This is a genomic window from Cytobacillus firmus, from assembly GCF_023657595.1.
GTDB lineage: Bacteria > Bacillota > Bacilli > Bacillales > Cytobacillaceae > Cytobacillus > Cytobacillus firmus_B.
This window is the reverse complement of record NZ_CP098323.1, coordinates 4,688,186-4,713,958: the sequence shown is the minus strand read 5'-3', so window position 1 is coordinate 4,713,958 and position 25,773 is coordinate 4,688,186. Positions and strand designations below refer to the sequence as shown.

23 protein-coding genes and 1 riboswitch are annotated in these 25,773 nt (G+C 43.6%); of the genes, 21 read left to right on the top strand and 2 right to left on the bottom strand.

The window, feature by feature from the left end; translation table 11 throughout:
- Positions 1 to 124: 124 nt before the first annotated feature.
- Complete coding sequence (locus NAF01_RS23560) at positions 125 to 1,336, top strand: MFS transporter (RefSeq protein WP_197217679.1); 1,212 nt, start codon at positions 125 to 127, stop codon at positions 1,334 to 1,336.
- 751 nt (positions 1,337 to 2,087) lie between these two features.
- Here NAF01_RS23560 and NAF01_RS23555 read toward each other — a convergent pair.
- The gene (locus tag NAF01_RS23555) at positions 2,088 to 3,614 is read right to left on the bottom strand and encodes an alpha/beta hydrolase (protein WP_434964689.1); all 1,527 of its coding nucleotides are present in this window, start codon (positions 3,612 to 3,614) and stop codon (positions 2,088 to 2,090) included.
- A gap of 166 nt (positions 3,615 to 3,780) precedes the next feature.
- A riboswitch (cyclic di-GMP riboswitch) is annotated at positions 3,781 to 3,864 on the top strand.
- Between the two features lie 61 nt (positions 3,865 to 3,925).
- Between NAF01_RS23555 and NAF01_RS25025 the strand changes: the two genes are divergently transcribed.
- The 18 genes from NAF01_RS25025 to NAF01_RS23460 all read left to right on the top strand — a co-directional run bounded on the left by NAF01_RS25025 (position 3,926) and on the right by NAF01_RS23460 (position 20,077).
- Positions 3,926 to 4,855, top strand: coding sequence for a methyl-accepting chemotaxis protein (locus NAF01_RS25025; protein WP_284709491.1), 930 nt, complete (start codon positions 3,926 to 3,928; stop codon positions 4,853 to 4,855).
- Between the two features lie 969 nt (positions 4,856 to 5,824).
- A complete protein-coding gene (locus NAF01_RS25090) occupies positions 5,825 to 6,157 on the top strand; it encodes a hypothetical protein (RefSeq protein ID WP_319003795.1) in 333 nt (110 codons plus the stop codon).
- 28 nt (positions 6,158 to 6,185) lie between these two features.
- A complete protein-coding gene (locus NAF01_RS23535; protein WP_250801345.1) occupies positions 6,186 to 6,548 on the top strand; it encodes a hypothetical protein in 363 nt (120 codons plus the stop codon).
- Between the two features lie 39 nt (positions 6,549 to 6,587).
- The gene (locus NAF01_RS23530) at positions 6,588 to 6,992 is read left to right on the top strand and encodes a hypothetical protein (protein ID WP_250801344.1); all 405 of its coding nucleotides are present in this window, start codon (positions 6,588 to 6,590) and stop codon (positions 6,990 to 6,992) included.
- A gap of 33 nt (positions 6,993 to 7,025) precedes the next feature.
- On the top strand, positions 7,026 to 7,832 hold the full coding sequence (locus tag NAF01_RS23525) for a YwqG family protein (RefSeq protein WP_250801343.1): 807 nt from the start codon (positions 7,026 to 7,028) through the stop codon (positions 7,830 to 7,832).
- A gap of 134 nt (positions 7,833 to 7,966) precedes the next feature.
- Positions 7,967 to 8,533: an SMI1/KNR4 family protein gene (locus NAF01_RS23520; RefSeq protein WP_226618715.1), complete on the top strand. Its 567-nt coding sequence runs from the start codon at positions 7,967 to 7,969 to the stop codon at positions 8,531 to 8,533.
- 49 nt (positions 8,534 to 8,582) lie between these two features.
- Complete coding sequence (locus NAF01_RS23515) at positions 8,583 to 9,239, top strand: hypothetical protein (protein WP_250801339.1); 657 nt, start codon at positions 8,583 to 8,585, stop codon at positions 9,237 to 9,239.
- Positions 9,170 to 9,739 (top strand): hypothetical protein, encoded by a 570-nt coding sequence (locus NAF01_RS23510; protein ID WP_250801338.1) that lies wholly within the window; start codon positions 9,170 to 9,172, stop codon positions 9,737 to 9,739. The genes NAF01_RS23515 and NAF01_RS23510 overlap by 70 nt, the downstream gene beginning before the upstream one ends.
- A gap of 153 nt (positions 9,740 to 9,892) precedes the next feature.
- Positions 9,893 to 10,825: a GntR family transcriptional regulator YhfZ gene (gene yhfZ / locus NAF01_RS23505; RefSeq protein ID WP_250801337.1), complete on the top strand. Its 933-nt coding sequence runs from the start codon at positions 9,893 to 9,895 to the stop codon at positions 10,823 to 10,825.
- 68 nt (positions 10,826 to 10,893) lie between these two features.
- Positions 10,894 to 11,268, top strand: coding sequence for a PRD domain-containing protein (locus NAF01_RS23500; RefSeq protein ID WP_197217709.1), 375 nt, complete (start codon positions 10,894 to 10,896; stop codon positions 11,266 to 11,268).
- A 1-nt stretch (position 11,269) separates the two neighbouring features.
- Positions 11,270 to 11,629, top strand: a complete 360-nt coding sequence (locus tag NAF01_RS23495) for a DUF2620 domain-containing protein (RefSeq protein WP_061792828.1) — start codon at positions 11,270 to 11,272, stop codon at positions 11,627 to 11,629.
- A gap of 27 nt (positions 11,630 to 11,656) precedes the next feature.
- Complete coding sequence (locus NAF01_RS23490; protein ID WP_048007995.1) at positions 11,657 to 12,949, top strand: YhfT family protein; 1,293 nt, start codon at positions 11,657 to 11,659, stop codon at positions 12,947 to 12,949.
- Between the two features lie 30 nt (positions 12,950 to 12,979).
- Positions 12,980 to 13,897 carry a phosphotriesterase family protein gene (locus tag NAF01_RS23485; protein ID WP_048007996.1) on the top strand — a complete coding sequence of 306 codons (918 nt, stop codon included), beginning with the start codon at positions 12,980 to 12,982 and terminating at the stop codon, positions 13,895 to 13,897.
- Positions 13,897 to 15,039 carry an aminotransferase class V-fold PLP-dependent enzyme gene (locus NAF01_RS23480; RefSeq protein WP_250801336.1) on the top strand — a complete coding sequence of 381 codons (1,143 nt, stop codon included), beginning with the start codon at positions 13,897 to 13,899 and terminating at the stop codon, positions 15,037 to 15,039. The genes NAF01_RS23485 and NAF01_RS23480 overlap by 1 nt, the downstream gene beginning before the upstream one ends.
- Positions 15,040 to 15,066: 27 nt before the next feature.
- The gene (locus tag NAF01_RS23475; RefSeq protein WP_250801335.1) at positions 15,067 to 16,227 is read left to right on the top strand and encodes a YhfX family PLP-dependent enzyme; all 1,161 of its coding nucleotides are present in this window, start codon (positions 15,067 to 15,069) and stop codon (positions 16,225 to 16,227) included.
- 2 nt (positions 16,228 to 16,229) lie between these two features.
- Complete coding sequence (locus NAF01_RS23470) at positions 16,230 to 17,423, top strand: phosphopentomutase (protein ID WP_250801334.1); 1,194 nt, start codon at positions 16,230 to 16,232, stop codon at positions 17,421 to 17,423.
- 121 nt (positions 17,424 to 17,544) lie between these two features.
- Positions 17,545 to 19,281: a methyl-accepting chemotaxis protein gene (locus NAF01_RS23465; RefSeq protein WP_250801333.1), complete on the top strand. Its 1,737-nt coding sequence runs from the start codon at positions 17,545 to 17,547 to the stop codon at positions 19,279 to 19,281.
- 178 nt (positions 19,282 to 19,459) lie between these two features.
- A complete protein-coding gene (locus NAF01_RS23460) occupies positions 19,460 to 20,077 on the top strand; it encodes a cell wall hydrolase (protein ID WP_197217733.1) in 618 nt (205 codons plus the stop codon).
- 46 nt (positions 20,078 to 20,123) lie between these two features.
- On the opposite strand, the gene NAF01_RS23455 is transcribed toward NAF01_RS23460, so the two are convergent.
- Positions 20,124 to 21,545 carry a YfcC family protein gene (locus NAF01_RS23455; RefSeq protein ID WP_250801332.1) on the bottom strand — a complete coding sequence of 474 codons (1,422 nt, stop codon included), beginning with the start codon at positions 21,543 to 21,545 and terminating at the stop codon, positions 20,124 to 20,126.
- A gap of 333 nt (positions 21,546 to 21,878) precedes the next feature.
- Here NAF01_RS23455 and NAF01_RS23450 point away from each other — a divergent pair, with 333 nt between their 5' ends.
- Complete coding sequence (locus NAF01_RS23450) at positions 21,879 to 22,445, top strand: LysM peptidoglycan-binding domain-containing protein (RefSeq protein ID WP_197246561.1); 567 nt, start codon at positions 21,879 to 21,881, stop codon at positions 22,443 to 22,445.
- Positions 22,446 to 22,979: 534 nt separating this feature from the next.
- Positions 22,980 to 25,760: a DUF6359 domain-containing protein gene (locus NAF01_RS23445; RefSeq protein WP_250801331.1), complete on the top strand. Its 2,781-nt coding sequence runs from the start codon at positions 22,980 to 22,982 to the stop codon at positions 25,758 to 25,760.
- Positions 25,761 to 25,773: the final 13 nt, after the last annotated feature.

Sequence of the window (25,773 nt, the reverse complement as noted above, 5' to 3'; positions counted from 1 at the left end):
GTGCGCACTGTTTCAAAAAAAGTTGAGGGAAGTTTTTAATGGGAATCGAGAGGGGGAAATTTTCGATTCCTTTTAAAGGAAATGGTATGATGAATTTAACGCTTTAATGGAACAGGGTGAAAAAATGACTGCCGTACAAGCTCGACAACAGGAATCAAATAAATATTCGCTGCAGGATGCAGGCTTCAAAAAAATGATGATTGCAATGACAAGTGCATCCATTTTAGTATTTGCCAATTTATACTTTGTGCAGCCGATTATGCCGCTGCTGGCAGATTCATTTGACGTCACATCAGCAGCAGCCGGTTTATCACTGTCTGCTGCTGTAGTTTCTATGATTTTCGGATTATTATTTTTCGGATTTCTGTCTGATCGAATCGGACGGGTTTCCATTATGAATTTCACACTTGTCTGCACCATGATTCCGCTGGTGCTATTGCCGATTGCACCTAACTTTGAAACCTTTCTGGTGCTTCGCTTCCTGCAGGGCTTTTGTATAGCGGGCCTGCCCGCAGCAGCCATCGCCTATTTAGGGGAGGAACTCGCTCCAGGCAGCATCAGCCTAGGCATCACCATGTATATTGCAGCGAATGCCATTGGCGGAATGGCCGGCCGCATCTTCGTCGGGTACATTGCAGATATGGCCAGCTGGCAGACTTCTGTCTACTGCCTGTTTGGATTTTCCATTTTGCTATTCATCATTTATTTTATAACTCTGCCAAAATCTCATTATTTTAGTCCCAGTAAAAGATCTGTACAAAAAGACCTGTCAGGAATGGCCTCACATCTGAAAAATACGAAGCTTTTCCCTGCATTCGCGATGGGGATCCTCCTCCAATTCTCGTTTACAGGAGTATGGACGTACCTGGCCTTTTATCTGGAACAGGACCCCTTTAATCTCTCTGTAAAAAATATTTCTTTTACCTACCTGGCGTACAGCTTTGGTATAGTAGGCTCCATTCTTGGCGGAAGGTTATCCTCTTATTTTAGGCAAACCACACTGGTTTCGGTTGGAACTGTCATTTTAATAGGAGGGACCTTGCTTACAAATGTGCAATCCTTATCGGTAATTGTGATAGGCCTATGCCTGACCTGCCTGGGGTTCTTTGTGGCGCATTCACTAATGGCGGCTATTGTAAATGAGCGCGCTGCCCATCACAAAGCCGGTGCTTCGAGCCTCTATCTCGTAAGCTATTATCTTGGAGTCGCAACCGGTGGGACGCTTGCCGGTCTGGTATGGCAGACCGGAGGCTGGACGGGGATTACCGTGGTTTCCTTTGGACTGATTCCGGTGGTGGTGTGGCTGTTGGCAGGAAGCAGGAAGGTTCTTCGCTGAAATGATAGGGTGTTTTGGGAGGGATGAGCGGATTTATCTGGGGTAACTTCGGACCGAATGAGAAGAAATGATGGAGTTTGAGTCTGAACTTGGAGCAACTTCAGACAGAGAAAGCAGAAATTATCCACTTTGAGTCTGAAGCCGGGGGAACTTCAGACACAGAATGCAGGAAAGCGCCAGTTAGAGTCCGAACCTGGGAGAACTTCGGACACAGAATGCAGGAAAGCGCCAGTTAGAGTCCGAACCTGGGGTAACTTCGGACACAGAATGCAGGAAAGCGCCAGTTAGAGTCCGAACCTGGGGTAACTTCGGACACAGAATGCAGGAAAGCGCCAGTTAGAGTCCGAACCCGGGAGAACTTCGGACACAGAATGTACGAGCGCCCGAGTTAGAGTCCGAACCCGGTCCAACTTCAGACACAAAAAGCAGGAAAGCGCCAGATACAGTCCGAACCCGGGGGTAACCTTCGCCTCTAATTTGCCCTCCAGCACAAACCCGAAGCAGGAAAGAACTGCTTATTAACCAAAAAACTCTTAAAAGCCCCAATCAAAAACGACTGGGGCAGCATATTTAGAAGATATTTTATCTAAAACTGCAACTAGATGCATTCATAAAAATCATTATGTGCGGATAGCCTCAATTTCTGTGCGGATAAGATTTTTTCTGTGCTTTTAACCCAAATTTCTGTGTGGATAGAAATTTTTCTGTGCGGAAGGCATTTGTCCAATTTCCGAACCACATCTCCGCCACTCTAACGAGGGTCCCGTTCCAGCCCAGTTTTCAAATCAATGACCTTAACCGGGTTCTCCGGTGCATCAACCGTTTTGCTCGCAGGAGCCGCATTTCCGTTTTCCACCCAGTCAACTAGCAGGTCAAATGATTGATGAGCATAAGGCAGCAGAGGCTGAAGCTCTTGATCCGGATCAGTGCCCGGGTTCCAGACAAGGCTGTCAACATGGTTGCCGTTCTCAATCGTATACATTCTGTGCAGGTCCTGCTTTCCGGCTTTCTTGACCAGCTTTTGATATCCCTTTGCATGGATCTCCGGGAAAATAAGCGAATCAAGGGAACCTGTAAAAGAAATGAGCGGCACATCAATATCGCCCGTATTGGCCACCGCCTTAATATTTTCTTTCACTTCCTTCGGACGGGTCACATACTTATAATCTTCAAAAATAGGATCATAGGAACGATCTCTCACGCCATTAACGAAGTTCAGGTAATTGCTCCAATCCGTCCGGCCTGGTGCTTCAGGATCGAAATGGTCCCGATAGATATTCAGCGAGATAAACCAGTATACCTGATCATGGTAGGCCCACAGTTTTTCCGACCCTTTTGGCAAACCTGCTTTATATAGCTCTTTAACCGCTTTTTGCTGGTCTTTGCCGCTGCCGTACAAAGCTTCCTCAGCATTATTCACAACAGTGGTCAGGGAACTGATCAAGTTTTCTTTTTTCTCCGTCCAGAGAACACCTTCCCAGTCGACTCCTCCATCAAAAAGCCGCGGTTCTCCGGTTTTCACCGGATCATCATTTTCAAGAGCATAACGCACGACGTATCCGCCATTGGAAATTCCCATCGCATATGTAGGAATCTTATGCTGTGCGGATACTAAATCACTCGCAGGGTCAGAAGAATCCGCCGGATCGATCAGCCCATCCGAATGTGAGCTGGCTAAGTACTGCTGTGCGGCTTTCGTAACCTGGCGGAACCGCTGATGCCACTCTGCTACAATATCATCTTCATTGACCAAAGCATTTTTTACTTTTGCAAATGGATCATCCGAATCAGTCTCACCCTGGGTGCCTTTATCGATCGCAGCAAAAGCATATCCTTTTTCCAATACATAATCGCTGAAAAGCAGATCGGTCGATGTTTCATTTCGTGTCGCCGGGATTCCCGAAACAACCAGCCGGCCATTCCAGTGATCCGGAACCCTTATGACAAACTGTGCATCTTCAAAAATACCATTTACCTGTGTTCCCGTTACAGAAGCCGGCTTGTACATTTGATGCCATCCGGTTCCTTCCGCTGCATTTCCCCATAGATAAGGAACCAGGCCGATATTACCGTAAAGGGTTGCCTGCTGATATTGCAGGGGATTCTTTGTTGTGAGCCAGTTGTTGCCGGCGCCGTCAAAGTATTGTTCTGTTACTGTGTGCGCACCAGGTATGATCGCCTGGTTTTCCACAGCAGTTTGCTCCGCAAAACTACTTTCCGGAAAAAGTGAAAAGCTTAAAACAGAAGCCAAAGATAATGCAATCAGCTTATTTTTCAGATAAATCCATCCCTTCTTCATCATTTCTTACAGTTCTATTCTACTTTTACTAATTATGGGAATCATGGGTCTTAATGTTTAATTATTAGAATTTTCAGCATATGAAAAAGCAGAGCATTTAAAATTGTGATACCAAACCGATACTAGTACTATAGACATATAAATAGAACAAGTTGGAAGCAATGAGAATTCAAGGTAATTTGGGCGCTTGAATGAATTCGAGCTAGTAGCGCAACCGGCCAGCACTTACAGGGGAACAGTTCTTTTGTAAGGATATGTTCTTACAAACTTTTTTTGAAAAGAGGAAGAGCATGCTTACAACGTATCAGCCTAATCATGTTAAAAGCACACAGGTCCTAGAAAAAGAAGCTGTTTTGGCTGCAATTGAAAATTCTCTGGCGATGATTGAATTTGATGGGAATGGGAAAGTGCTCTGGGCAAATGAAAATTTTGCCCGCACTGTGAAATATCGGGCAGAAGAGATGCCAAATATGATGCATAAGCAATTTTGCACCCGAGAATTTGCCGCCAGCAGGGAATACCAGGAGCTTTGGAGAAATCTGCGCAATGGCAAAAGCTTTCAGGAAAAAATCCAGCGTGTGACCAAAAAGGGAAACCTTATTTGGCTCGAGGCTACATACACACCGGTCTTCGGGAATGACGGCAAGGTCGCTGGTGTCGTGAAGATTGCAACAGATATAACAGAACGGGAAACGAATACAGCACAGGTGGCATACCAGCTTCAGGAAATGTCAGAAGCCCTTAGTGAAAAAGCAAAAGCTGGAATTGAGAGAAGTGAAGAGGCCGCTCAGGCAATAGGCAAGCTCGTTCATGAGTCCAAAGGAAACCTGGAAATCCTCCATTCTCTAAAATCACAGGCGCAATCCATCGGCAGCATCGTAAAAACGATCCGGGAAATAGCGGCGCAAACCAACCTGCTCGCCTTAAATGCAGCCATAGAAGCCGCGCGTGCAGGCGAGCATGGCAGAGGCTTCAACGTCGTTGCCGGGGAAGTGCGAAAGCTCGCAAACCGGGTGCAGGACTCCATTCAGGAAGTCAACGCCCATATTGAAGGAATATCAAGTGAAATCAACAAAATTAGTGACGCCACCCTGCAATCGCAGTCAGGCATCTCTGAAAATCAGGTTCTTAATGAACAGGCGGTATCCGCATTTAAAGATATCGGGGAAGCAGCAAAAAAGCTGGATGAGCAGGCGAAAGGTTTTAAGGGTATTTTATAGGAAAACGTATAAAACGTTATGATGGGGCTGCTTTTATAGCAGCTCTTTTTTTGTTGATAGGAAAAATGGATGGCGGCGGAGAAATTCTATAGTATGCAGTAAGTTAAATGAAAAAGAGGTATACATATGCCATTTTATTATGAAGGGAATGTCTATATCCGCAGGAGTGAAACTGGAGAGAAGGTAATCTTTGAAAATCCGGCCGCTATAAATGAGAGTGTGGAATATATCAATAAACATAGCATTAAACATGTGGGTGTGTCAGATTTTGATTCTCCAGATGTTTATTTTTTGAATGAATGCCCGGGTATTGAACATTTGGATGTTTTTAATTCTTTTATAAAAGACTTGAGCGGCATCTATAGCTTAAGGGACCTAAGGATTCTATCGATAAATGAAACAACCACTAAAAATGTTTTTAAAATAGGAGAACTTAAGAATCTGCAAGAAGTATACGGGCAACTGCCGAGTAAAACGGCCGGACTGAATGAATTAAGTAAGCTAACCAGAGCCCAGCTGTGGAGCTATAAGCCGAAAGCCAGGAATCTCACTGAATTTAGTGGGTTAAAAAGCTTAAAAGAGCTTATTTTAACACAATCAAATATTGTCACACTTGAAGGAATCCAAGAGATAGTGAGCCTGCAAATGCTTCAGTTGAATTATCTTAGGAGTTTAAAAGATGTTAGTGCGCTTCGCAAAGTGAAGGCTCCGCTGATTGATGTGGAGTTTGAGAGCTGCAAGGGGGTTGAAGATTTTTCATCTATTGGTGAGTTGATGCATTTGGAACAATTAAAGCTGATTAATTGTGGGGATATACCCTCAATTCGCTTTACTGAAAATCTGCCTAAGCTGAAGGCTGTTATCTTTCCCGATACGCATGTACAAGATGGCGATCTCTCTGTGTGTGAAAACATTGAGGAAGTGTATTACACCAAGCAGAAAATTAAGAATAGGGATCCGGAAAAGGATATGAAGCTGGGGGATCTGGCTCTGCCTACAAAAGAGTGGGAAACGAGAATGGCAGATGGTGATGATCTGTTCACAAAAGAAAATATAAGAGCTGCCAATAAGGTTCTTGATTCGTTTATGAAAAATCTGACCCAAGATAGCGGATTGACGGAAAAAGAGATCAAGAAATATGTAAAACAAGTGACTCTAAAGCTGAACAAGCTAAATGAAAAGTATGATTACTTTATTGAAACACTTGAAAGAGAAGAGCTCTGTGAATACATTATGGAAGCTGCAGGCATAGCGGGTTTGGAGTTTGACGGGGACATCACAGAGGAGTGGAGGGAATGGTAATAGCTGTTTTTGAAAGGAGGTTTTAATCATGGAGATTCCAGAAGAAGCTGACCTAATATCGGTGTTTGAATCATTGCCGGGGAGAAAAGATGAGACGGAGAATTTTTATTATGACACTTCATCTTTTATTTTTGAAAACGAAAATGAAGTAATGGAGGTCAGGCTATCTCCTTTTTATGATGAATTTATAATGGATGTAAAAGAAAAAAACTCTAATGAAGTTCTTTCCTATATGAAGCTGCTATCTGTAAGGAAAATAGAAATTGCCGCGGACGAAAAGGAATATGCGATCATTCGATTGTTTCATGGTGAATCAGATTTATATGAAAACATTATAGAAATAACGTTAAGGCCCAAGTTTAAGCTGATTTTTAAAGAGCAGTATCGGTGAGTTGAGCTTTTTTAAAGAATAATGAGAGTAGCTGATGGTATGAGAATTCAGGATAAAGACTTTACCCCACAGTTAAAAACGAAGATTGAAGATATTGAACAGAAACTCAAAGAACAGGCTGAAAGACTCCAAAAAGAGCATAAAACCGCTTTTTCAAAGAAAGGCCTCAAATTGGAAGCTGCCTTTGACCAAGAGGGCAATGATGTCTTTCAGCCTGGATACAGTTCCTCCATTTCAGTAGGATTTACTGACAAGAACGGTGACCTCATAGACTTAAAGATTATTAAAATTTGGGAATGCGAACGCATCCTTTTAGGCATGCCAGTCTTACGGAAATTCCCTGGTTCCAAAGTGGCCGGAGAGCTCCTGGATGAATCGCCGGAAGAAATAAGCATAGAATTAAAGGAATATATGGATGAAATTTTAACAGAAGAGACTAAATAGGTGGATTGAATAGAATTAGGAGGATAGAATCTTATGACCAGTTTAGTATTAAAGCTGCCGAAGGAATTTGAAAAATATCGGGCCGAATTAGAAAAAACAGCTAAACCGTTTGTCAGTATCCAAGCAGAAAGAGGGGAGACCACCCTTTTTGAAAGTAAGTTTGGAGGACATCCCTACCTTCCAAAGTTGAGCGATCACCCAAAGGATGAGCAGGGGAATTATATGAATCTATTTGCACAGATTAATTTCGAAGAAGTTCCCCGCATTGAGCCGTTGCCTGAAAGCGGGATTCTTCAATTCTATCTCTCGCCGGCTGATGATGTGTACGGGCTTGATTTTGATAACCCGACTGCTCAAAGAAACTTCCGGGTTATTTATCATCCAAGTATTGTAAAAGATGAGGAAGACCTGGTGACAGACTTTTCGTATGTACCTGATTTAAGTAATGAATATGATCCGATAGTCCAGGAAGCAAAGATGAGTTTCCAGCTTAAGATCGCTCCTGTACCTGCTGATGACTTCCGTTTTGAGGACATGGTCAATATCGACTTATTCGAATCCATCGATCATCCGGACTATGAAGATTTACATGAACTCTACTTTGAGGAGTTAGGTGCAGAGGGCCATAAAATAGGCGGTTATCCTTACTTCACCCAGCAGGATCCGAGAGAAAAAAGTGATCCAACAGGAGAATATACCATACTGCTATTCCAGGCGGATACGGACGATGATATTGACCTGATGTTCGGGGACAGCGGGGTTGCAAACTTCTTTATAAAAGAAGAAGATTTAAAAAACAGGAATTTCACTAATGTTCTTTATAATTGGGATTGCTGTTAGGTGAACCTGGTACATTCCCGTATCATGTTTATCAGTCTGAAAGTTTTTATGAATGTGAGCCTTTGCGAATAATACATTAAAACAATGAAAATTTAATTCCTATTGATACAGTCTTTCGGAAAAGGGGATTAAACATGTCAAAAATAGTCAAAGCTGATGTTCTAAAAAAAGAATTAGATCAAATCTATGAGACAGATAAGAAAAAGCTTCGAACCAATACTGTCCTATATGGCCATTTAGGAGAAGGCCGCTGGCATACCCACATACAGCCAGGCCTATTACTTAAGGCGATCGTGGATTATGAAACAAAAACAAAGGTTCACTTTCCATCAGTTTATAAAGAATTTCTAAGAAACTGCAATGGCTGTTACTTATTTGACATCCTTAGAGTGTCAGGAATAGGCCCGGAGACTTACAGAGGGCTAAGTTATGAAGAACAGGTTCACCAGGCATTTGATTTAGAAGTTATGCAGGACTTATACCGAAAAAAAGGAACCCCGGAAAATCATTTTATTTTTGCTGATTCGCTTGTGAAAAATACGTACTATGTGATTGATATGCTTAACGAGAATATATTGGAGATAGAATATAGATCCAAAAAAATCCTGAAATCCTATAAAAATCTGGAAATCTTTTTTAGGGAAGTGATTTTGGAGGGAAAAAACAATTTAGCAAATAGGATATTTTATGAATTTGAGTAAATTTATGATATTGAGTTCTTTCGATCACGTTAGGCAGAGGGGAATTTAGGTGGAATTAAAAGAGATTATTCTACACGATGCAACCAATAGACAAAAGAAGAATGAAGTTGGCTTTAATCTCCAGACGAATGTTTTTTCACTGATAGTAAGCCGTTACTTGCAAGGGGCATTAACTGATGAAGTGGAATCTTTGATGGTTTACTGTTTGGCAGATATGAAGGAAACCATCGTGGATTCCTATACAATCGAGAATGGTTTAACCATCAAGATCCCATATAATCCAAAGGAATTTTTGGATTTACGTGATCCAGAAGAAAAATATATCGAGTATTGCAGAGTATTCAATGAATTTATTTCTCCTGTTTTTCAGGAAAAGAGCTGGAATTATACTCCGGTTAAGGATGCTCTTGAAAAAATTAAAGAACACAAGTATTCGGTAGAGTTTTTATTAAAAGGCACTCCCAAAAAGAGCACTGATAAAGAACACACTGCCTATGTTGTCGGAGTCCATACGGTTGCTTCCTTTAAGCTAATGGCCAAAATTTATCACAAAAGCGGCCTGATGGTTAAGGAAGAAGTCCTTGTTGAAGAGGTGCCAAGCCATGTCGTTTATGGAAGATTTTTAGGAAAACCGGAGTGGGTGGATCATCGCACCTTTCAAGTAGCATCGAAATCAAGCCAGTGGGTTGGGGTTATTACAATATAGTAAGGGGATGGAATGTGAACTGGTTTAGGAGAAGAAAAATGGTTTCTTTGGATAAAAAAGATAAGGAATTTGCTGAAGCAGCTTTAAAGCAGATCTTTGTAAAAGGAATGGTCATCAGAATAAAATCTGCTGGGCCAGATTCTTTCTATCTCTATTTCTCTTTGAAACATCCGTCTAATCAATCCCAATCCTGGCTTCATATTGAGGATCCTAAATGGACAGTTTTTGACCAGGCGGTGAACTTTCATGAAAAGACTATAACAATTAAAGAGAATACCATGTCTATAGATAGTCTTTTAAATGAGGAAGTTGTGGATATTTGGTTAGGTGAAAACATGCCGCATTTGTATGTAGCTTTTCAATCAGGAAAAATATTATCTGTGAACGGATCTCATGAAATGTATGAGTGCTGGCAGGCTGGCGATGGTTGCCGTCAAGGCGAGGAGGAATGGTTAATTGCAGCTGTTCCGGGTAACCGTATTGCTTATTGGACACCTTAATCACATAAGCAGAAATTTAACAAAATATGAATCCTTTATAGACTAAATAAACAAACAAATGAAAAAACTTTAGCTTGAATTACTTAAATAAAAACGCTACACTCATAATATACAGTTTTCCGTATATTGATCAAAGTAAAGAGGTATTACAATATGAGCCGTATTTGGGAAAGTTTATATTCAAAGAATGGGCTGGCTGCCAAGTTTATTGCAAAGGAGCTTATTCAGTTTTCAGAGGGAGAGAGAATCCCCCGGGTAAGTGATTTTACAGACAAGCTATCCCTGGGCCGCGGGACTGTGCAGGGGGCGTTAAGGGTGCTGGAGGATCTGCATGCCATCTCGCTTGAATCCAGAGGGCATCTGGGAACGTTTCTGAAAAAAAGGGACATCAACCTGCTGTATGAGATTGCTGGCATCGGGCCGGTTATGGGCGTAATGCCGCTGCCTTATTCCCGCAAGTATGAGGGATTGGCGACTGGCATTGTCGAAGGGTTTGAAGAGATTAACAAGAAGTCTGGCCTCGCTTATATGAGAGGAGCCCGAAGGCGGGTTGAATCATTAAAAACCCGGCGCTACGATTTTGCTATCATGTCCCAGCTGGCGGCAGAAGAGGCCGTACAGGAGTTTGATGGCCTGGAAATACTCCATACTCTTGGACCGGAGACTTATGTCACGTCCCATAAAGTCTTTTTTTCAGATAGCAAAAACAGCGAGATTACAGATGGCATGAAAATTGGAATTGACTATTCATCTGCTGACCAGGCCAATATCACCCTCCTTGAATGTGAAGAACACAAGGTTGAATTGATAAAGGTGGACTATATGCAGCTTTTCAATATGCTGAAAAACGGCAGTATTGATGCAGCTGTCTGGAACGCAGATGAAGCGAGAGCACTAAAAACGTTTGCTTCCTCTGATTTTAAATCGAAAAGAGCAAAGGAACTGGCCGTAAAAGCAACCAGAGCAGCCATTGTCATTGAAAGTGAAAGAACAAATATCAGGGAACAAATCGAGCTCCTCCAGTTCAATAAAGTGGAAGAGATCCAAATGCTGGTAGAGGAAGGGAAAAAATATCCGCACTATTAAGAAACTGAAGTTCTAGTTTCTTAGCACTATTAATATACTAAATACTGTATTTTGGAGGGATTAAAATTATGGATCTAAACCAACTGCAAGAAAGAATGGATATCCTATTAAGCTCATCAGTTGTCAGCACAATAGCCGCTGATATAACGACATTGGCTTTTATGCACCTGCAGTCACACTTGAAAAAGGATGCTATAGAAGGGGCGGAAATGCTTTTCACCCATTTGCCGACAGCTCTGACGAGAATTGAAAATGGCGAACAGGTGGAGGCTCCGCATCCTGCCCTGCTGGATGAAGTCAAACAGTCACCGGAAGCATCCACAGCAATGAAGGAAATCGATTTTGTACAGCAGCAATGGAAGAATCAGCTCCCCCAAGAGGAAATCGATTTTCTGCTTATACATTACACAAATGTACTGCAAATCAACAAAGGAGGAAATTAAGATGAAAATTGTAGTTGGCGGACAGGTGGATAAAAAAGAGATTGAGAGCTTAATAAAAGAGATTGATAGCAGCATAACGACGATGGTCAAGTCCGATCTGGAAGCAGCGATGGCTGTTAAGACGGGACAGGCAGATTATTATGTAGGAGCCTGCCATACAGGCGGCGGCGGTGCTTTAGCCATGGCGATCGCCCTTCTCGGCAAGCCAAACTGCGAGACAGTTTCCATGCCGGGGAAAAAGCCTGTTGAGGAGAAAATTGTAACCGCTGTCAGCGAAGGGAAGAAAGCATTCGGTTTTACAGCTGACCACAAAGAAGCCGCAGTGCCTATGATTATCAAAGCTTTAAAGAATAAAAGCTAATCCATTTTAATTGAGGGGGAAAAAGAAATGGAAATGACATTAATTATCCTGATCGGTGCCGTTGCTGCTGTTTTGGCCAATATGAATATTGCCGTTTTTAATGATGGGCTCCGTCCAATTGTCTCCGAACATGTGGAAGGGCGAATGACGAGAAGGGACCTGGCCTTTACTGCCTTTGCAATGAGTTTCGGACTTGTAATCGGATTTGGAATACCTTTTACACTCTCGGCGAGTATCATCCTCGTTCACAGTATCCTGCTGGGAACAGATATTATCGGTTTGCTGACGCCGAAAAATAAATGGGGAACCCCGCTTGCGGCAGTAATTGGCGGTGCTTATGGAGCAGGGCTTTTAATCGGGCTCGAAGGCTTTGTGAAGCTGTTCGATTATCTTCCGCTTAATTTCCTTGAAGCTATGGGAGCGGTCGGAACACCGGTCGTCGTTACATTTATGGCATTCCCGGCACTTGCGGTGGCCATGCAATTCAGCGTAAAAAAAGGGGTTATTACGTTTATCGTATCCGCATTGATCAGACAGCTTGCTGTCTGGCTGAATGAAAGCGGAGTTCTGACGATTTCAGGCACGACAGTAACACTGAACCAGGAAGGAATGGCCCTTATTACAGGAATGATCTTCCTGCTTGTTTTTGCCATGAAGGAAAAAGCTGAAGAAGGCTCATCCATCGACCTTGCCGCTGTATTCAGTGATAAAGTGGCTAAAATCAGAAAAAATGTTGTGTTCTTTATGATTATTGGCGGTCTTATTGCAGCTGCTACGAATCTATGGATTATGGCAGGAGACCCGATCTCTCTAAATCTATTAGCAGAGGGCAAAGCAACAGATGCCGGAATTGCTGCGGCTGCCCGTGCGCTCGGCTTTATTCCGCTTGTCGCCAGTACAGCGATCGCAACAGGTGTATACAGCCCGGTCGGATTCACACTCATTTTCGTCGTCGGATTTTTCTCCCCGAATGTTTGGGTAGCCTTAATCGGCGGTGTCATTATTATTTTCATTGAAGTTATGCTATTAAGCTCAATTGCAAGATTCCTTGATAAATATCCCGGTGTCCGTAATTCCGGGGAAAATATCCGCAGTGCGATGACCAAGCTTCTGGAAGTAGCACTATTAATCGGTGGAGCGAACGCTGCCAATGCGATTGCACCAGGGTTTGGATTCTTCTTTATTGCAGGCTTCTACTTGCTTAATGAAGCGGCAGGACGCCCGATTGTCCGCATTGCGGTTGGCCCTGTGGGTGCCATTGCAGTCGGAATCATAGCCAATATCCTGGTTGCAATTGGAATCATGAACATACCTCAGTAAAAAACATTAAAGAGAACGGAGCGGACAGCCATGATACAAACCGTACTTGGAAAAATTGCTCCGGAAGAATTGGGGATTTGCTCGGCTCACGAGCATCTCTCCATTGATCTTTCGCGAGTGAAAAAAGATCCGGATACGATTCTGGATGATGAACAGGGCATGCGTGAGGAACTGGAGGATTTCTATCGTCTCGGCGGAAGGTCAATGGTGGAAGTGACAAATGACGGCATGGGCCGGGATGCTCTTGTGCTAAAAAGGCTGAGCGAGGCAACCGGGGTTCACCTTATTACATGCACAGGCTTTTATAAAGATCCTTATATCCCGGATTTTGCAGACGGCTGGAAAGCGGAGCAGTTTGCACAGCATTTTATAAAAGAAGCCAAGGAAGGGATTGCTGATACGGGCATACTTCCGGGTGTCATCGGGGAAGTGGGCACAAGCAAAAATGAAATGAAGCCGATCGAACGTGAGCTGTTAATTGGTGCCGCCATGGCCGGTACCGAAACCGGCCTTCCGGTGACCACTCATACAACGCTCGGAACACTCGGGCTTGAGCAGGTGCAGCTGCTGACGAAGCATGGCCTGCCGGCTGATCAGATCATCATCGGCCATCAGGACCTCAACCCGAATAAAGACGAAGTTCTCGCTGTTTTGGAAACAGGAGCCTATATCGCGTTTGATACGATTGGAAAAAATAATTACCGTCCCGATGAAGATAGAGCTGACTTTCTTATTGATTTTATAAACCGCGGATATGAGAAGCAAATTCTTCTGTCAGCTGACTTAACCCGCAAATCCCATTGGAAGAAGAACGGAGGCCCGGGCTACGGTCTTGTGCTTGAGACGTTTATTCCAAAATTGAAGAAATCCGGAGTGCCGGAAAGCATCCTTCATCAATTTTTGACCGTTAATCCATCCAGAGCTTTTTCAATAAGGGAGCGATCATAGTGTCCACATACAACCGAGCCCAATTAAAGTACGCAAATTCAGTTTTGCCAAGCTTATCCATACAGGAAGCACAGGAAAAACAATTCAAACTGGTTGACAGTATGAGCCGCCATTTCAAGGGCAGGCAATTTCTTTCGATGGGAGACCTTGGAGTTTCCCCCATATATAAGCGTCCGGAACAAACGTATCTTGTTGAAAGAGTTCTGGCTGATTTCTTTGAAACAGAAGACTGTGCCCTTGTCAGGGGAGCCGGAACAGGCGCGATCCGCAATATTCTAAGCATGCTTCTGTCTCCTGGAGATGAAATGTTCATTCACACGGCCCCTGTTTATACGACGACAAAGGAAACGTTAAGAATCTTAGGCATCAAAACAGTCCAGGCAGATTACAACCATCTTGAGGAAGTCAGAACAGCCATCAGAACTAATCAAAGTCCTAAAGTTTTCTATATTCAGCATGCCCGCCAGCAGCCTGCAGATCATTACCAATTGGCCGAAGTCATCAAAGCTGTGAAGGAAGAACGCCCGGATCTTCCAATTGTCGTGGATGACAATTATTGTGCATTGAAGACAAAGGGAATTGGCGTGGAATTAGGAGCGGATTACTCAACCTTTTCGGGATTTAAGCTTCTCGGGCCGGAAGGAATTGCCGTCATAGCCGGCAAAAAAGACGCCATCGAACGGGTGCATCACAATAACTACTCGGGAGGCGGCCAGGTACAGGGCTACGAAGCCATGGAGCTATTAAGAATGATGACCTTCGCGCCTGTCTCGCTGGCTATTCAGAATGAGCAGGTGGAAGAACTTTGCCGCCGTCTGAATGAAGGCGCTGTGAACGGAATTCGTGCCGCTTACATGACGAATGCCCAATCCAAAAACGTCATTGTAGAGCTGGAAAATCCGATTGCCCAAAGCGTGATCAGCATCAGTGACGAGCATGGAGCGGCCACCCATCCGGTTGGGGCGGAATCAAAATATGAAATCATACCGATGATTTACCGCGTTTCCGGCAGCTTTTTGGAAGCACAGCCCGAGCTGAAGGAATATGGCCTGCGCATCAATCCGATGAAATCAGGAGCAGACACGATTATCGGCATTCTCGAAAAAGTGATTCCTATTGCAAAAGAAGTGCAGCATCGTTGATACCCGTAAATAAAGGGGGAAACTTCCATGTTTTTAGATGTAACAAAGCGCAGAAATCCTAAGCTGATTCAATCAGGTGTCACCCTGCATCAAAGTGGGCAGATACCCCCGAATACGTACGTGATTGACCTCGATATACTCGGAGAGAATGTGGCAGCTCTGGCAGAAACGGCAAAAAATCATGACTTTACGCTTTATTTCATGAGCAAGCAGCTTGGAAGGCTTCCATTTATAGGAAAGTTTATTGCAGAGCACGGCATTGAAAAGGCGGTTGCTGTTGAATTCGATGAAGCCAAAACACTGGCAGAAGGCGGCGTAAAAATGGGGAACGTCGGCCACCTGGTCCAGCCGGGGAAAAATCAGTGGCCGGAAGTGCTGTCATGGAATCCTGAGGTCATTACCCTATTTTCCCTAGCGCGTGCCAGACAGCTGTCTGATGCGGCTGTTCAATCAGGAAGGGTGCAGGATGTACTTCTCAGGGTATATGCAGAAGGCGATATGATTTATCCCGGACAGCAGGGCGGATTTCGATTGGAAAAGCTGGATGAAGAGCTTCCCGAACTGGCCGGGCTTCCCGGGATTAACGTAGCAGGCGTCACAACCTTTCCGAACTTTCAGCTATCTGAAGATAAGAAAAGCATGGAACCGACTCCTAACTTTACAACCCTTTTAAAAGCAAAAGGCATTCTGGAGAAAAAGGGCATTACTGTAAAACAGGTAAACGGTCCAAGTGCGACCAGCTGTGAAACCATACCGTTCCTGGCAGAACAGGGTGTAACACATGGAGAACCGGGACATGCCCTTACCGGAACGACCCCGCTGCACGCGTACCGGGATCTCCACGAGAAACCTGCCATTGTATATGTAACCGAAGTGTCCCACCAGGACCAGGAGCAGTATTACGTCATCGGCGGGGGCTATTACGGCCGTTCCCATTTAACCGGGTGTCTTGTCGGTAATAATGAAAAAGACATACTTAACCAGTATGTAAAAGCAATCGAACCGGCTCCTGAAGCAATTGATTACTATGGTGCGATTGAGAAACCGAACGGCTTTCAGGTTTCTGAAGGCGATACAGCTGTTTTCTCTTTCCGCACCCAGGTGTTCGTCACAAGGGCCCATATTGCCCTGGTTAAAGGAATTCAAAGCGGAAAGCCGGAATTGGTTCACTTTGAGAGGAAGTGGTAAGGATGGCAAAAGCAATTCTGCTGGTGATTGACAGCTTTGGCATCGGTGCAATGGAGGATTGCGGAGAGTTCAGCCCTTCTGACTGCAGGGCCAATACCTATAAGCATATTCGGGAATCGGCTGATTTTTTAGAAATACCGACTCTATATAAGCTTGGGCTGGGAGCGCTTGTGGATGGGAAGAAAGCCCCTGCCAATGCTTACGGCTTCTCGGCATTGGCACATCACGGGGCAGACACGTACCTCGGGCACCAGGAAATTGCCGGGAGCTGCCCGAAGCGCTCGAATAAAAGACTGATGAAAGATATTCATCCAGATCTGGCCAAGGCATTAACTAAAGCAGGCTATCAGGTTGAATACCCATGGAATGACCGGCCGGTTCTATTAGTAAATGGTGCCTGTGTCATCGGGGATAATCTTGAGTCCTCACTGGGAAATATCATCAATCTAACTGCTGATTTTAATAAAATGCCTTTCCAGGAGTTAAAGGAAGTCGGGAAAATTGTCCGCCAGAATGTAGATACCAGCCGGGTCATTGCTTTTGGAGGACCCTATACAACCATTGGACATATCCTGTCAGTTGTACATGAAAAAAATCCAGGCCAGTGGGGAGTGGATGCCCCGAAGGCCAAGGTGTACGGAAAAGGCTATGAAGTCTATCACATGGGCTACGGCGTAAACATAGACGGACAATTTCCGATGATCGCTGCCCGGCATGGGCTCAAAGTCCATCGGATTGGCAAAACGGCAGATGTCCTGCATGGCGAGGGGCCGGCAGACCCTATCGTTGATACTGAAAAGGTTCTGCAAGCTTTAGAGAATTCCTATTTAAAAGAAAAAGAGGATGCCGCGTTTCTGGTAAATGTACAAGAGACAGATTTGGCAGGCCATGCGGAAGATACAGAATGGTATGCGAGTCTGCTCAATACAACCGACCAGTGGCTCAGAGAATTCCTGCCCAAGATGGCAGAGGAAGATCTAATAATTATCATGGCTGACCATGGCAACGACCCGACCATCGGACACTCCAACCACACGAGAGAATACGTTCCGATCCTCGCTGCCGGTAAGCGGATAAAACCGGTTAACATCGGAAAGCGCAATTCGATGGCGGACGTTGGGGCGACATTCAGCGAGTTTTTTGGACTGCCTGCCACTGAGGAAGGCAAGAGTTTTTTGAAGATGATGATAGATTAAGAGAGATGCTGGAGCCGGAATGGTTTCAGTATTTTTTGTTTTTCCTGATTTTTCTAGTGCTATTTAACTAGGTTAAAAGTTATAATTCATATATGAAATATTTACTAATGGAGTGAAATATATGAAAAAACTCAGCGCTAGAATTGCATTGGTCATGGCTCTTGGAATGGCAATTGTATTACTCGGCAATATTGCTATGCTCTACTTGAGCACGAAAAATTCAGTAGAGTCCTCTATTGAAAATTTTAGTTTAAGCATTGCAGATAATATAGCTTCAAAGATGGATACCGAAAAATATGATGATTTTTTAAAGAATCCCAATCAGTCGGAAACCTATTGGGACCTTCGGGAGCAGCTGAATGATTTTCGCGAGAAGACAGGCGCGTTTTACGTATATACGTTAATGGCTGATTCCGACAAGAAAGAACTCTTTATAATGGTTGATGGCCTGCCGAAGGACTCCGATATTGCTGCAGACATTAAAACACCGACAACGGCTACAACATATGAAGATATTTCTCCTGTCCTGGATGGAAAAGGATCAAGTTCACCGATCGTTCATGATCCGGAATATGGAGACTATCTTTCAGCATTCGTACCCATTAAATCAGATGGAAAAGTAATCGGGATATTGGGTGTCGATATTAATGCAGAGAATGTTAACAGCATTTCAGATCAAGTACTCCTGGAAGTGCTGCCGATGAACCTGGTGATAAATATACTGTTAATCCTTGTTGTGGTTACCATTCTGGCCTGGTTCGTCAAAAAAAGACTGCACCCGCTGCAAAGCATCAGTTCAGCCGCTCAATTAATGGCTGATGGCGATCTTCGCGGAGCAGAAGAGAAGGCAAGTTCGATTAAAGTAAAAGGAAATGACGAAATTAGACATGTGACAGAGTCTTTCAAAAAAATGACACAATCTACGAAGGAGATGGTTGAAGACATAAAATCATCCTCAGAAGCACTCCTGGTTTCCTCAGGGAAAATAGAAAACAAGATGGAAGAAATCAGCCAGGCCAGCAGCCTGATTGTCAGAGGGATTCAGGAAGTGGCAGGGGCTACTGATACACAGCTGATCAGAAGCGAGGAATCTGCAAAAGCAATAGAAGAAATGGCTATAGGCATTCAGCGCATTGCGGAGGCTTCCACAGATGTGAGCGAACAATCCAATACAGTTACACATCAGGTAAAAGAAGGATTTGATGAAATTCAGTCCATCATCCGGCAGATCAATGAGATTAAAAAGACCGTAAATGATTCATCTCTATTTATAGAAGAGCTGGGTACGCAGGCTATTGAAATTGAGGATATCGTGAACCTGATATCCGGCATAGCGGAGCAAACCAATCTGCTTGCATTAAATGCAGCCATTGAAGCTGCACGGGCAGGAGAACATGGCAAAGGCTTCGCGGTTGTATCCCAGGAGGTTAAAAAGCTGGCTGAAGGTTCAAAAGCATCAGCTGCACAAATTGCCGAAAAGCTAAATCACTTTAGATCGTCTATTGAACAGGCAGTCGGAAATATGCATGCGAGCTCCGGCAAAGTGGAAGAAGGCACAGTTCTGGTTAATAGCGCCGGCGAGAAATTCAATCAGATTCTGCATGCGGTTGAAGGAGTTACCGGGGAAATTCAGGAGGTTTCTGCTGTAACAGAAGAGTTATCAGCCGGATCAGAAGAGATCTCTGCATCCATTGATGAATTTGCGGGTCTATCTAAAGACACAGCGCAAATTTCCCGGGAGGTCGCAGCCTCAACAGACCAGCAGGAGAATGCGGTAGAAAAGATTTCAGAACTGACTCTTCAGCTGAGCAGTCTTTCTAAACAGCTGGAACAGTCGGTGGAGAAGTTTAAATTATAAATGGGGAGCCGTTCTTTATAGAGAGCGGCTTTTTCTATCCCTTTGACCTATCCGGAAAATTAAACCATTTGACCGAGTTTTCTAATGGATCATATAGGGAAACAAGCAAAGGTACTCTTATTACCCTTATCAAAAGGAGGGCAGTTGAGTTCTAAAAAACATAAAGAGGAGTGTCCAAATGAATTACATAAAGTGGATTACGGCCGTTGCCGCAATGGTATTTGTGCTGAGCTTCAGTCAGCCGAAAGCAGATGCTGCTGTTTTAAAGAATGGCTCTGCAGGCCCGGAAGTTACATATATTCAATCAGCATTGCAAAAGCTTGGTTATTTTAATACAGACCATACAGGGTATTATGGAATGGTAACAGAGAACGCGGTTAGAAACTTTCAATATGATTTCGGTTTAGCGGCTGATGGCATCGTAGGAGTTAACACAGCAGAAATGCTTCGGAATGTGGACATGCTGGCTCATGTCGTTTATGGGGAAGCGCGCGGAGAGAGCTATGAAGGCCAGGTGGCAGTTGCCGCTGTCATTCTCAATCGTATGGAGTCAAATGAATTTCCGGATACACTCTCCAATGTCATTTTCCAAAAGAATGCCATTACAGCTGTGAATGACGGACAGTACTGGCTGCAGCCGGATGCTACAGCTTACCAGGCAGTAAAAGATGCTTTTGATGGCTGGGACCCCACAAATGGTGCTACATACTATTACAACCCTTATACGGCGACAGATCAATGGATTTTCACTCGTCCAGTGATAAAACAGATTGGCAATCATAAATTTGCCTATTAAATATAAGGCACCTTTACCCCATGTAAAGGTGCCTTAAATCTTCTTATTAAACAGGCCCCCAATTAATCAGAACCCCGGCACTAAGCATGACAACAGCAATCACACACCAAATCAGGAAGAGCGGCATCATCCACTTGGCCCATTTGATCCAAGGTACACCGGCTACGGCAAGGCTGGCCATGAGCGGACCTGATGTCGGGAAGATACTGTTGGTGAATCCATCACCAAACTGGTAGGCCTGCACCGCAACCTGGCGGGTAATCCCAATCATATCTGCCAGAGGAGCGAGGATAGGCATCGATATCATCGCTTGCCCGCTTCCCGATGGGACAAGGAAATTTAGAATGGCATTGGAAACAAACATCCCGATTGTCGCCAGGATAGGGGATAGCCCTTCCAGTGGAACGGAAAGTGCATGGACAAATGTATCGAGAATACTTGCGTTTTCCATGACAATCAGAATGGCTCTGGCAACACCAATAATTAATGCTCCGTATACAAGCTTTTGGCAGCCTTCCAAAAAGGTTAAAGCCACTTGATTATAATTCATGCCTGCAATAATACCCGAAATGAGACCAATGATTATAAAAAAGGCAGCCATATGATTAATTGTCCATTGGAATTGAATGGTGGCAAAAATGAAAAATAGCAGTGACAATCCGACAAAGCTGAGAATCAGTTTATGCCGCCCTGTGAAAGGTGCTTCAAGATTGTCATCTAAAGAGGATGTTGCATTGGATACTCCGACCAGGCTTTTAGATGGATCAGCAAGGACCTTCCTGGCATAGCGCCAGGTGTAGAGGATGGTTACACCTACGATTACAACAAATGCGATAAGCCTTAAGGCCATTCCGGAGAATAAGGGGACATCGGCAATCGATTGAGCGATGCCAACCGTATAGGGATTCAGGAACCCGACATTAAAGCCGGCAAAAGTGGCCCCGAACGTAATGGAAACTGCTACAAGAGCATCAAGCTTGAGGGCCCGGGTGATGATCAGTCCGATTGCGACAAAAGGGATAACCGAATTGGCCACAGCCCCGACGGCCCCTCCTAATGCAAATAAGATAGAAACAACAGCGATAAGCCAGAATTCTTTTCCCTGTGTTTTGGTAACAGCACGTAGAATACCTCCTTTGATAGCACCTGACCGTTCAACTACCTCAAAGGCTCCGCCTGCAAAAAGAACAAGAAAAATCAAGCCGCCAGACTGGACCATTCCTTCCTGAAGTGCCAGGAATATATCCATAAAACCAGTCGGATTCCCTTCCGCTTCTGAATATGTACCTGGTACAACTCGTTCTACCTCATCGACGGTTTCTCTTTCAAAAGCTCCGGCCGGCACAAAATAAGTAGCTGCTACTGCCATTAATAAAACAGCGAAGAGGATAACATAAGTATCCGGCATCTCCCATTTTCTTTTCTTATTAGTTTCTAATCCTGTTTCTTGCGATGTCTCTGCTCTCAATATTCTTAAATCCCTCCATTCGTTTTTTCCTTTATACAACTGCAGTATTACCATGTAAAAGGAAGTTGCTGTCTATTATAAAGAGATATAAACAATAGTTCAAATAGTTAGAAAATGGTACAGAGTTTTAAATTTACTATTTTCCTGGCACATTAAGCTGCAAATCCAAAAGAATATTAATACGCATAATGAATTTCAAATGCAAATCTGGTAATTTTTATTACAAATATATTAAAAACGTCTTAATTTGTAACAAAAAAAGAGTTTTACTGACATCTTTCTGTTATCTAATGGTGTTAATATGTTCCTATCAAGGGACATAAAGGAGATATCATGAAGAAATTAGTAATCTATTTAATCACAGCTGTTTTTCTATCGTTTGGATTTTCCAATGTCACTTCAGCCGCAGGAAATACGTATACAGTAAAAAAGGGAGATACGCTTTGGGCCATCTCTAAAAAACATAACGTTACCGTAAAGCAAATCAAATCATGGAATAAATTATCTTCAGATACAATTAAACCAAAGCAAGTGCTTAAAGTTACCGGAGCTTCAGCGAAAGCTGCAGCACCTAAAAAGACAGCTGTAAAGGCTGCATCAAAGAAAGCTTATAAAGAAATTAAAGTGAAAGCGACTGCCTACACTGCCAGCTGCAAAGGCTGCAGCGGCATTACCTATACAGGAATCAACCTGAAAAAAAATCCGAACGCCAAGGTTATTTCAGTCGATCCGAAAGTCATCCCACTGGGTTCAAAAGTATATGTTCCAGGTTACGGGGAAGCAATTGCCGCGGACAAAGGTTCTGCTGTAAGAGGCAACAAAATTGACGTCTTCATTCCAAATAAACAGAAAGCCCTGCAATGGGGCAGCAAAACGGTTACTATAAAAGTTTATAAGTAGCATAAACTTGAGAGAATCTCCCTGATGGAGGTTCTTTTTTTATTCCCAATTGTGAACACTGCAAATAAAAGGAATAAAATTGCAAATCAAACATCATAGTTGCAAATAGAATCCCTAAACTTGCAAATAGATCTCCAAAACTGCAAATAGAATCCCGAAAACTGCAAATAAAATAATTCCACTCATGCAAAAAGCTAAAAAAAGCCTCGCGATGGCCATTTCTCTAAAAATGTCACATTCGGAATGCCACCTGTGTAAGCTCCGCAAGCGTATATCCAGATACATTTTAGTAAAAGGTTACTATGATTACAAAATTATAAAATTATATCTGCAAAACAGAAAACTAGTGCTAAAAGATTAGTGGGAGTCCCGTTTTAGGGTCTTAATGCCTGATGATTATATATGCACATTTGCTTATTTTTTATAGTTTACTCAATTTTTACAAATATCAGATTGTACGCTAAAAAGAAGAGTGATTTACTAGAGTGGTAGTATGTGTAAACGCTTTAAAATATGGATATAGGAGAGGATCGCATGATAGAAAAGCAGCGCATAAAGTTCATTAGCTTTATGAGTATTTTTGCATTAATTCTTAGTCTATTCAGTCCCTTTGCCGCGGCGAGTGCAGAAGAAGTGAAGTCTGTGGCAGAAGCGATTGCGGATAATAACGGCACAGCAACGGTTGAAGGATATATTGTGGGAACGACCGCAAATGGACCGAAATATACCCATACCGGCCCATTTTCTGTGAATACAAATTTGGCCATTGCCGATTCCCCAAGTGAAACAGACCCCAGTAAAATACTGCCGGTTCAATTACCGAATAATTCCATCAGGACAGATCTGAATTTAAAGGACAACCCGGATCATCTCGGGAAAAAAATCCAGATTACAGGCTCTCTTGAAGCATACTTTTCAGTCCCGGGGTTAAAAAGCCCAACAGCTTACACATTTGTAGAAGATACTGGCACACCACAGGTTTCAGCTGTCACAGCTTCCCCTGAGGCGGGCCCTGTTAAAGCTGGAACAGAAGTAGAACTATCGACCTCCACTGATGGCGCTGTAATTCATTATACAGTTGATGGATCAGAACCGACTGCTGAAAGCACAGTATATTCCGATCACATCGTTATTAATGAAGAGACAACGATTAAAGCGATAGCGGTCAAAGACGGTTTAACAGACAGCAAGGTGTCTGTATTTCAGTACATGATTGGGCTGGAAGATTTGCGCATTCATGATATTCAAGGTGCAGGCCACTATTCCCCATATGCGAACCAGCAGGTTTCAGATGTTGAAGGAATTGTCACTAAGGTAGTGGATAACAGCAATTTCTACATGCAGGATCAGCAGCCGGATGATGATGAAAATACATCTGAAGGTATCCTCATTTATAAAAAGGGCCACGGTGTAACGGCTGGAGATCTGGTATCCGCTTCGGGCCAGGTTAAAGAGTGGGTGCTTGACGGCTATTCAGACAAGCTGAAAACAGACCTTCCTGTGACAGAAATCAATGCAGCATCGATCGAAATCATTGCTTCCGGTCAGGAACTTCCTGCTCCGGTGGTTATTAACAAAGAAAATCTTCCGACTGAAACTATTGATAATGATGAATTAACAGAATTTAATCCAGAGCAGGATGGAATCGATTTTTACGAAAGCCTGGAAGGCATGCTGGTTCAAGTGGACAACGCTAAAGTAGTTGCCCCGCAGAAATACGGCGAGCTTGTAGTTGTGCCAGGAGATGTGGATACGAACACAACGGCAGGCGGACTGCGCATTTCAGAAAACGATTTTAATCCAGAGAGAATCACGCTTGATATTAACGATGAAGATTTTGTTGCCAAAATGGGTGACAGCTTTAAAGGCAGCATTCAGGGTGTTGTCAGCTACGGCTTCAGTAACTATAAAGTGTTAAGTGACGCAGACTCCCTACCGGAATTCGTGGAAGGCTCTGCGACAAGAGAAGAAACAAGCCTTGTCCCTGAAGAGGATCAACTAACGATCGCTTCTTATAATGTTGAAAACTTCTCAACAAAAACAGATGCGGAAAAGGTTACGAGATTAGCAGAAGCAATCACAGATAAAATGAAGCAGCCGGATATCATTGGCCTGACAGAAGTACAGGACAATGACGGACCAACTGATAGCGGCACAACAGCAGCAGATCAAAGTGCAGCATTATTAATTGAAAAAATTAAAGAGCTTGGCGGGCCAGCCTACACATACACAGACATTGCACCGGAAGATAAACAGGATGGCGGCCAGCCGGGAGGAAATATCCGTGTCGGCTTCCTTTATAATGCTGAACGGGTGACATTAACCCAAGGAGAAAAGGGATCAGCAACCGATGCTGTTGATTTCGAAAACGGCCAATTAACGCTGAACCCAGGGCGTATTGATCCAACAAACGAAGCTTTTGAAGATAGCCGTAAAGCATTGGCAGCCCAGTTCGAATTCCAGGGCGAAAGCGTTATTGTCGTAGCTAACCATTTTAACTCGAAAGGCGGAGATCTTCCGTTATTCGGAAAAGAGCAGCCGCCAGTCTTAAGCAGTGAAATCCAACGCATGAAAATCGCTAACGTTATTAACGGTTTTGTAAAGAATGTAAAAGCGGAAGACCCTGATGCCAATGTCGTCCTGCTTGGCGACTTTAACGATTTTGAGTTCTCCAATCCTTTACAGGCACTAAAGGGCGATGAACTGACTAATATGATTGAAAAAGTGCCGGCTGAAGAGCGATACACCTATACGTACCAGGGAAATGCACAGGTGCTCGATCATATTTTAGTATCCAACAACCTGGCAAAGAAAACAGAAGTAGATATTCTTCATATCAACTCGGGCTTCATGGAAGAGCACGGCCGTGCAAGTGACCATGACCCTGTCCTGATTCAGACAAGCTTAAAGCCGGCAGTAAAACCGGAAGAGCCTAAATATGATCATGTTTTCAATCTGGTAAACCACCATGCGAAGAAATTCGTAGTAGGACCGCATAATGCATTAGTTGTGATGGATGGCACTTCCAGCCTCTCGCAGGGTCTATGGCTGAAGAAATCAGCTGCCGTTAAAGGCGAAGGCCTGAAACATACAAAAGTGGTCATCAGCTCCGCCAACAAAGGGGCAGTTGTGGATCTAACAGGATCAGAAATTAAAGAAGTCATGATCGAAAGTGACAAAGTCGTGGAAATCCGCGGTGCTGAAAATGTGCAGAAGTGGACACTTGGGAAAAAGGCTGATCCATCTCATATCATTTTCAAAGATTCGGATGGGGAAGTAATGGAGTCTCCTTATGAGGAAGAAGGAGCGGCATAACAATTGAAGCCGG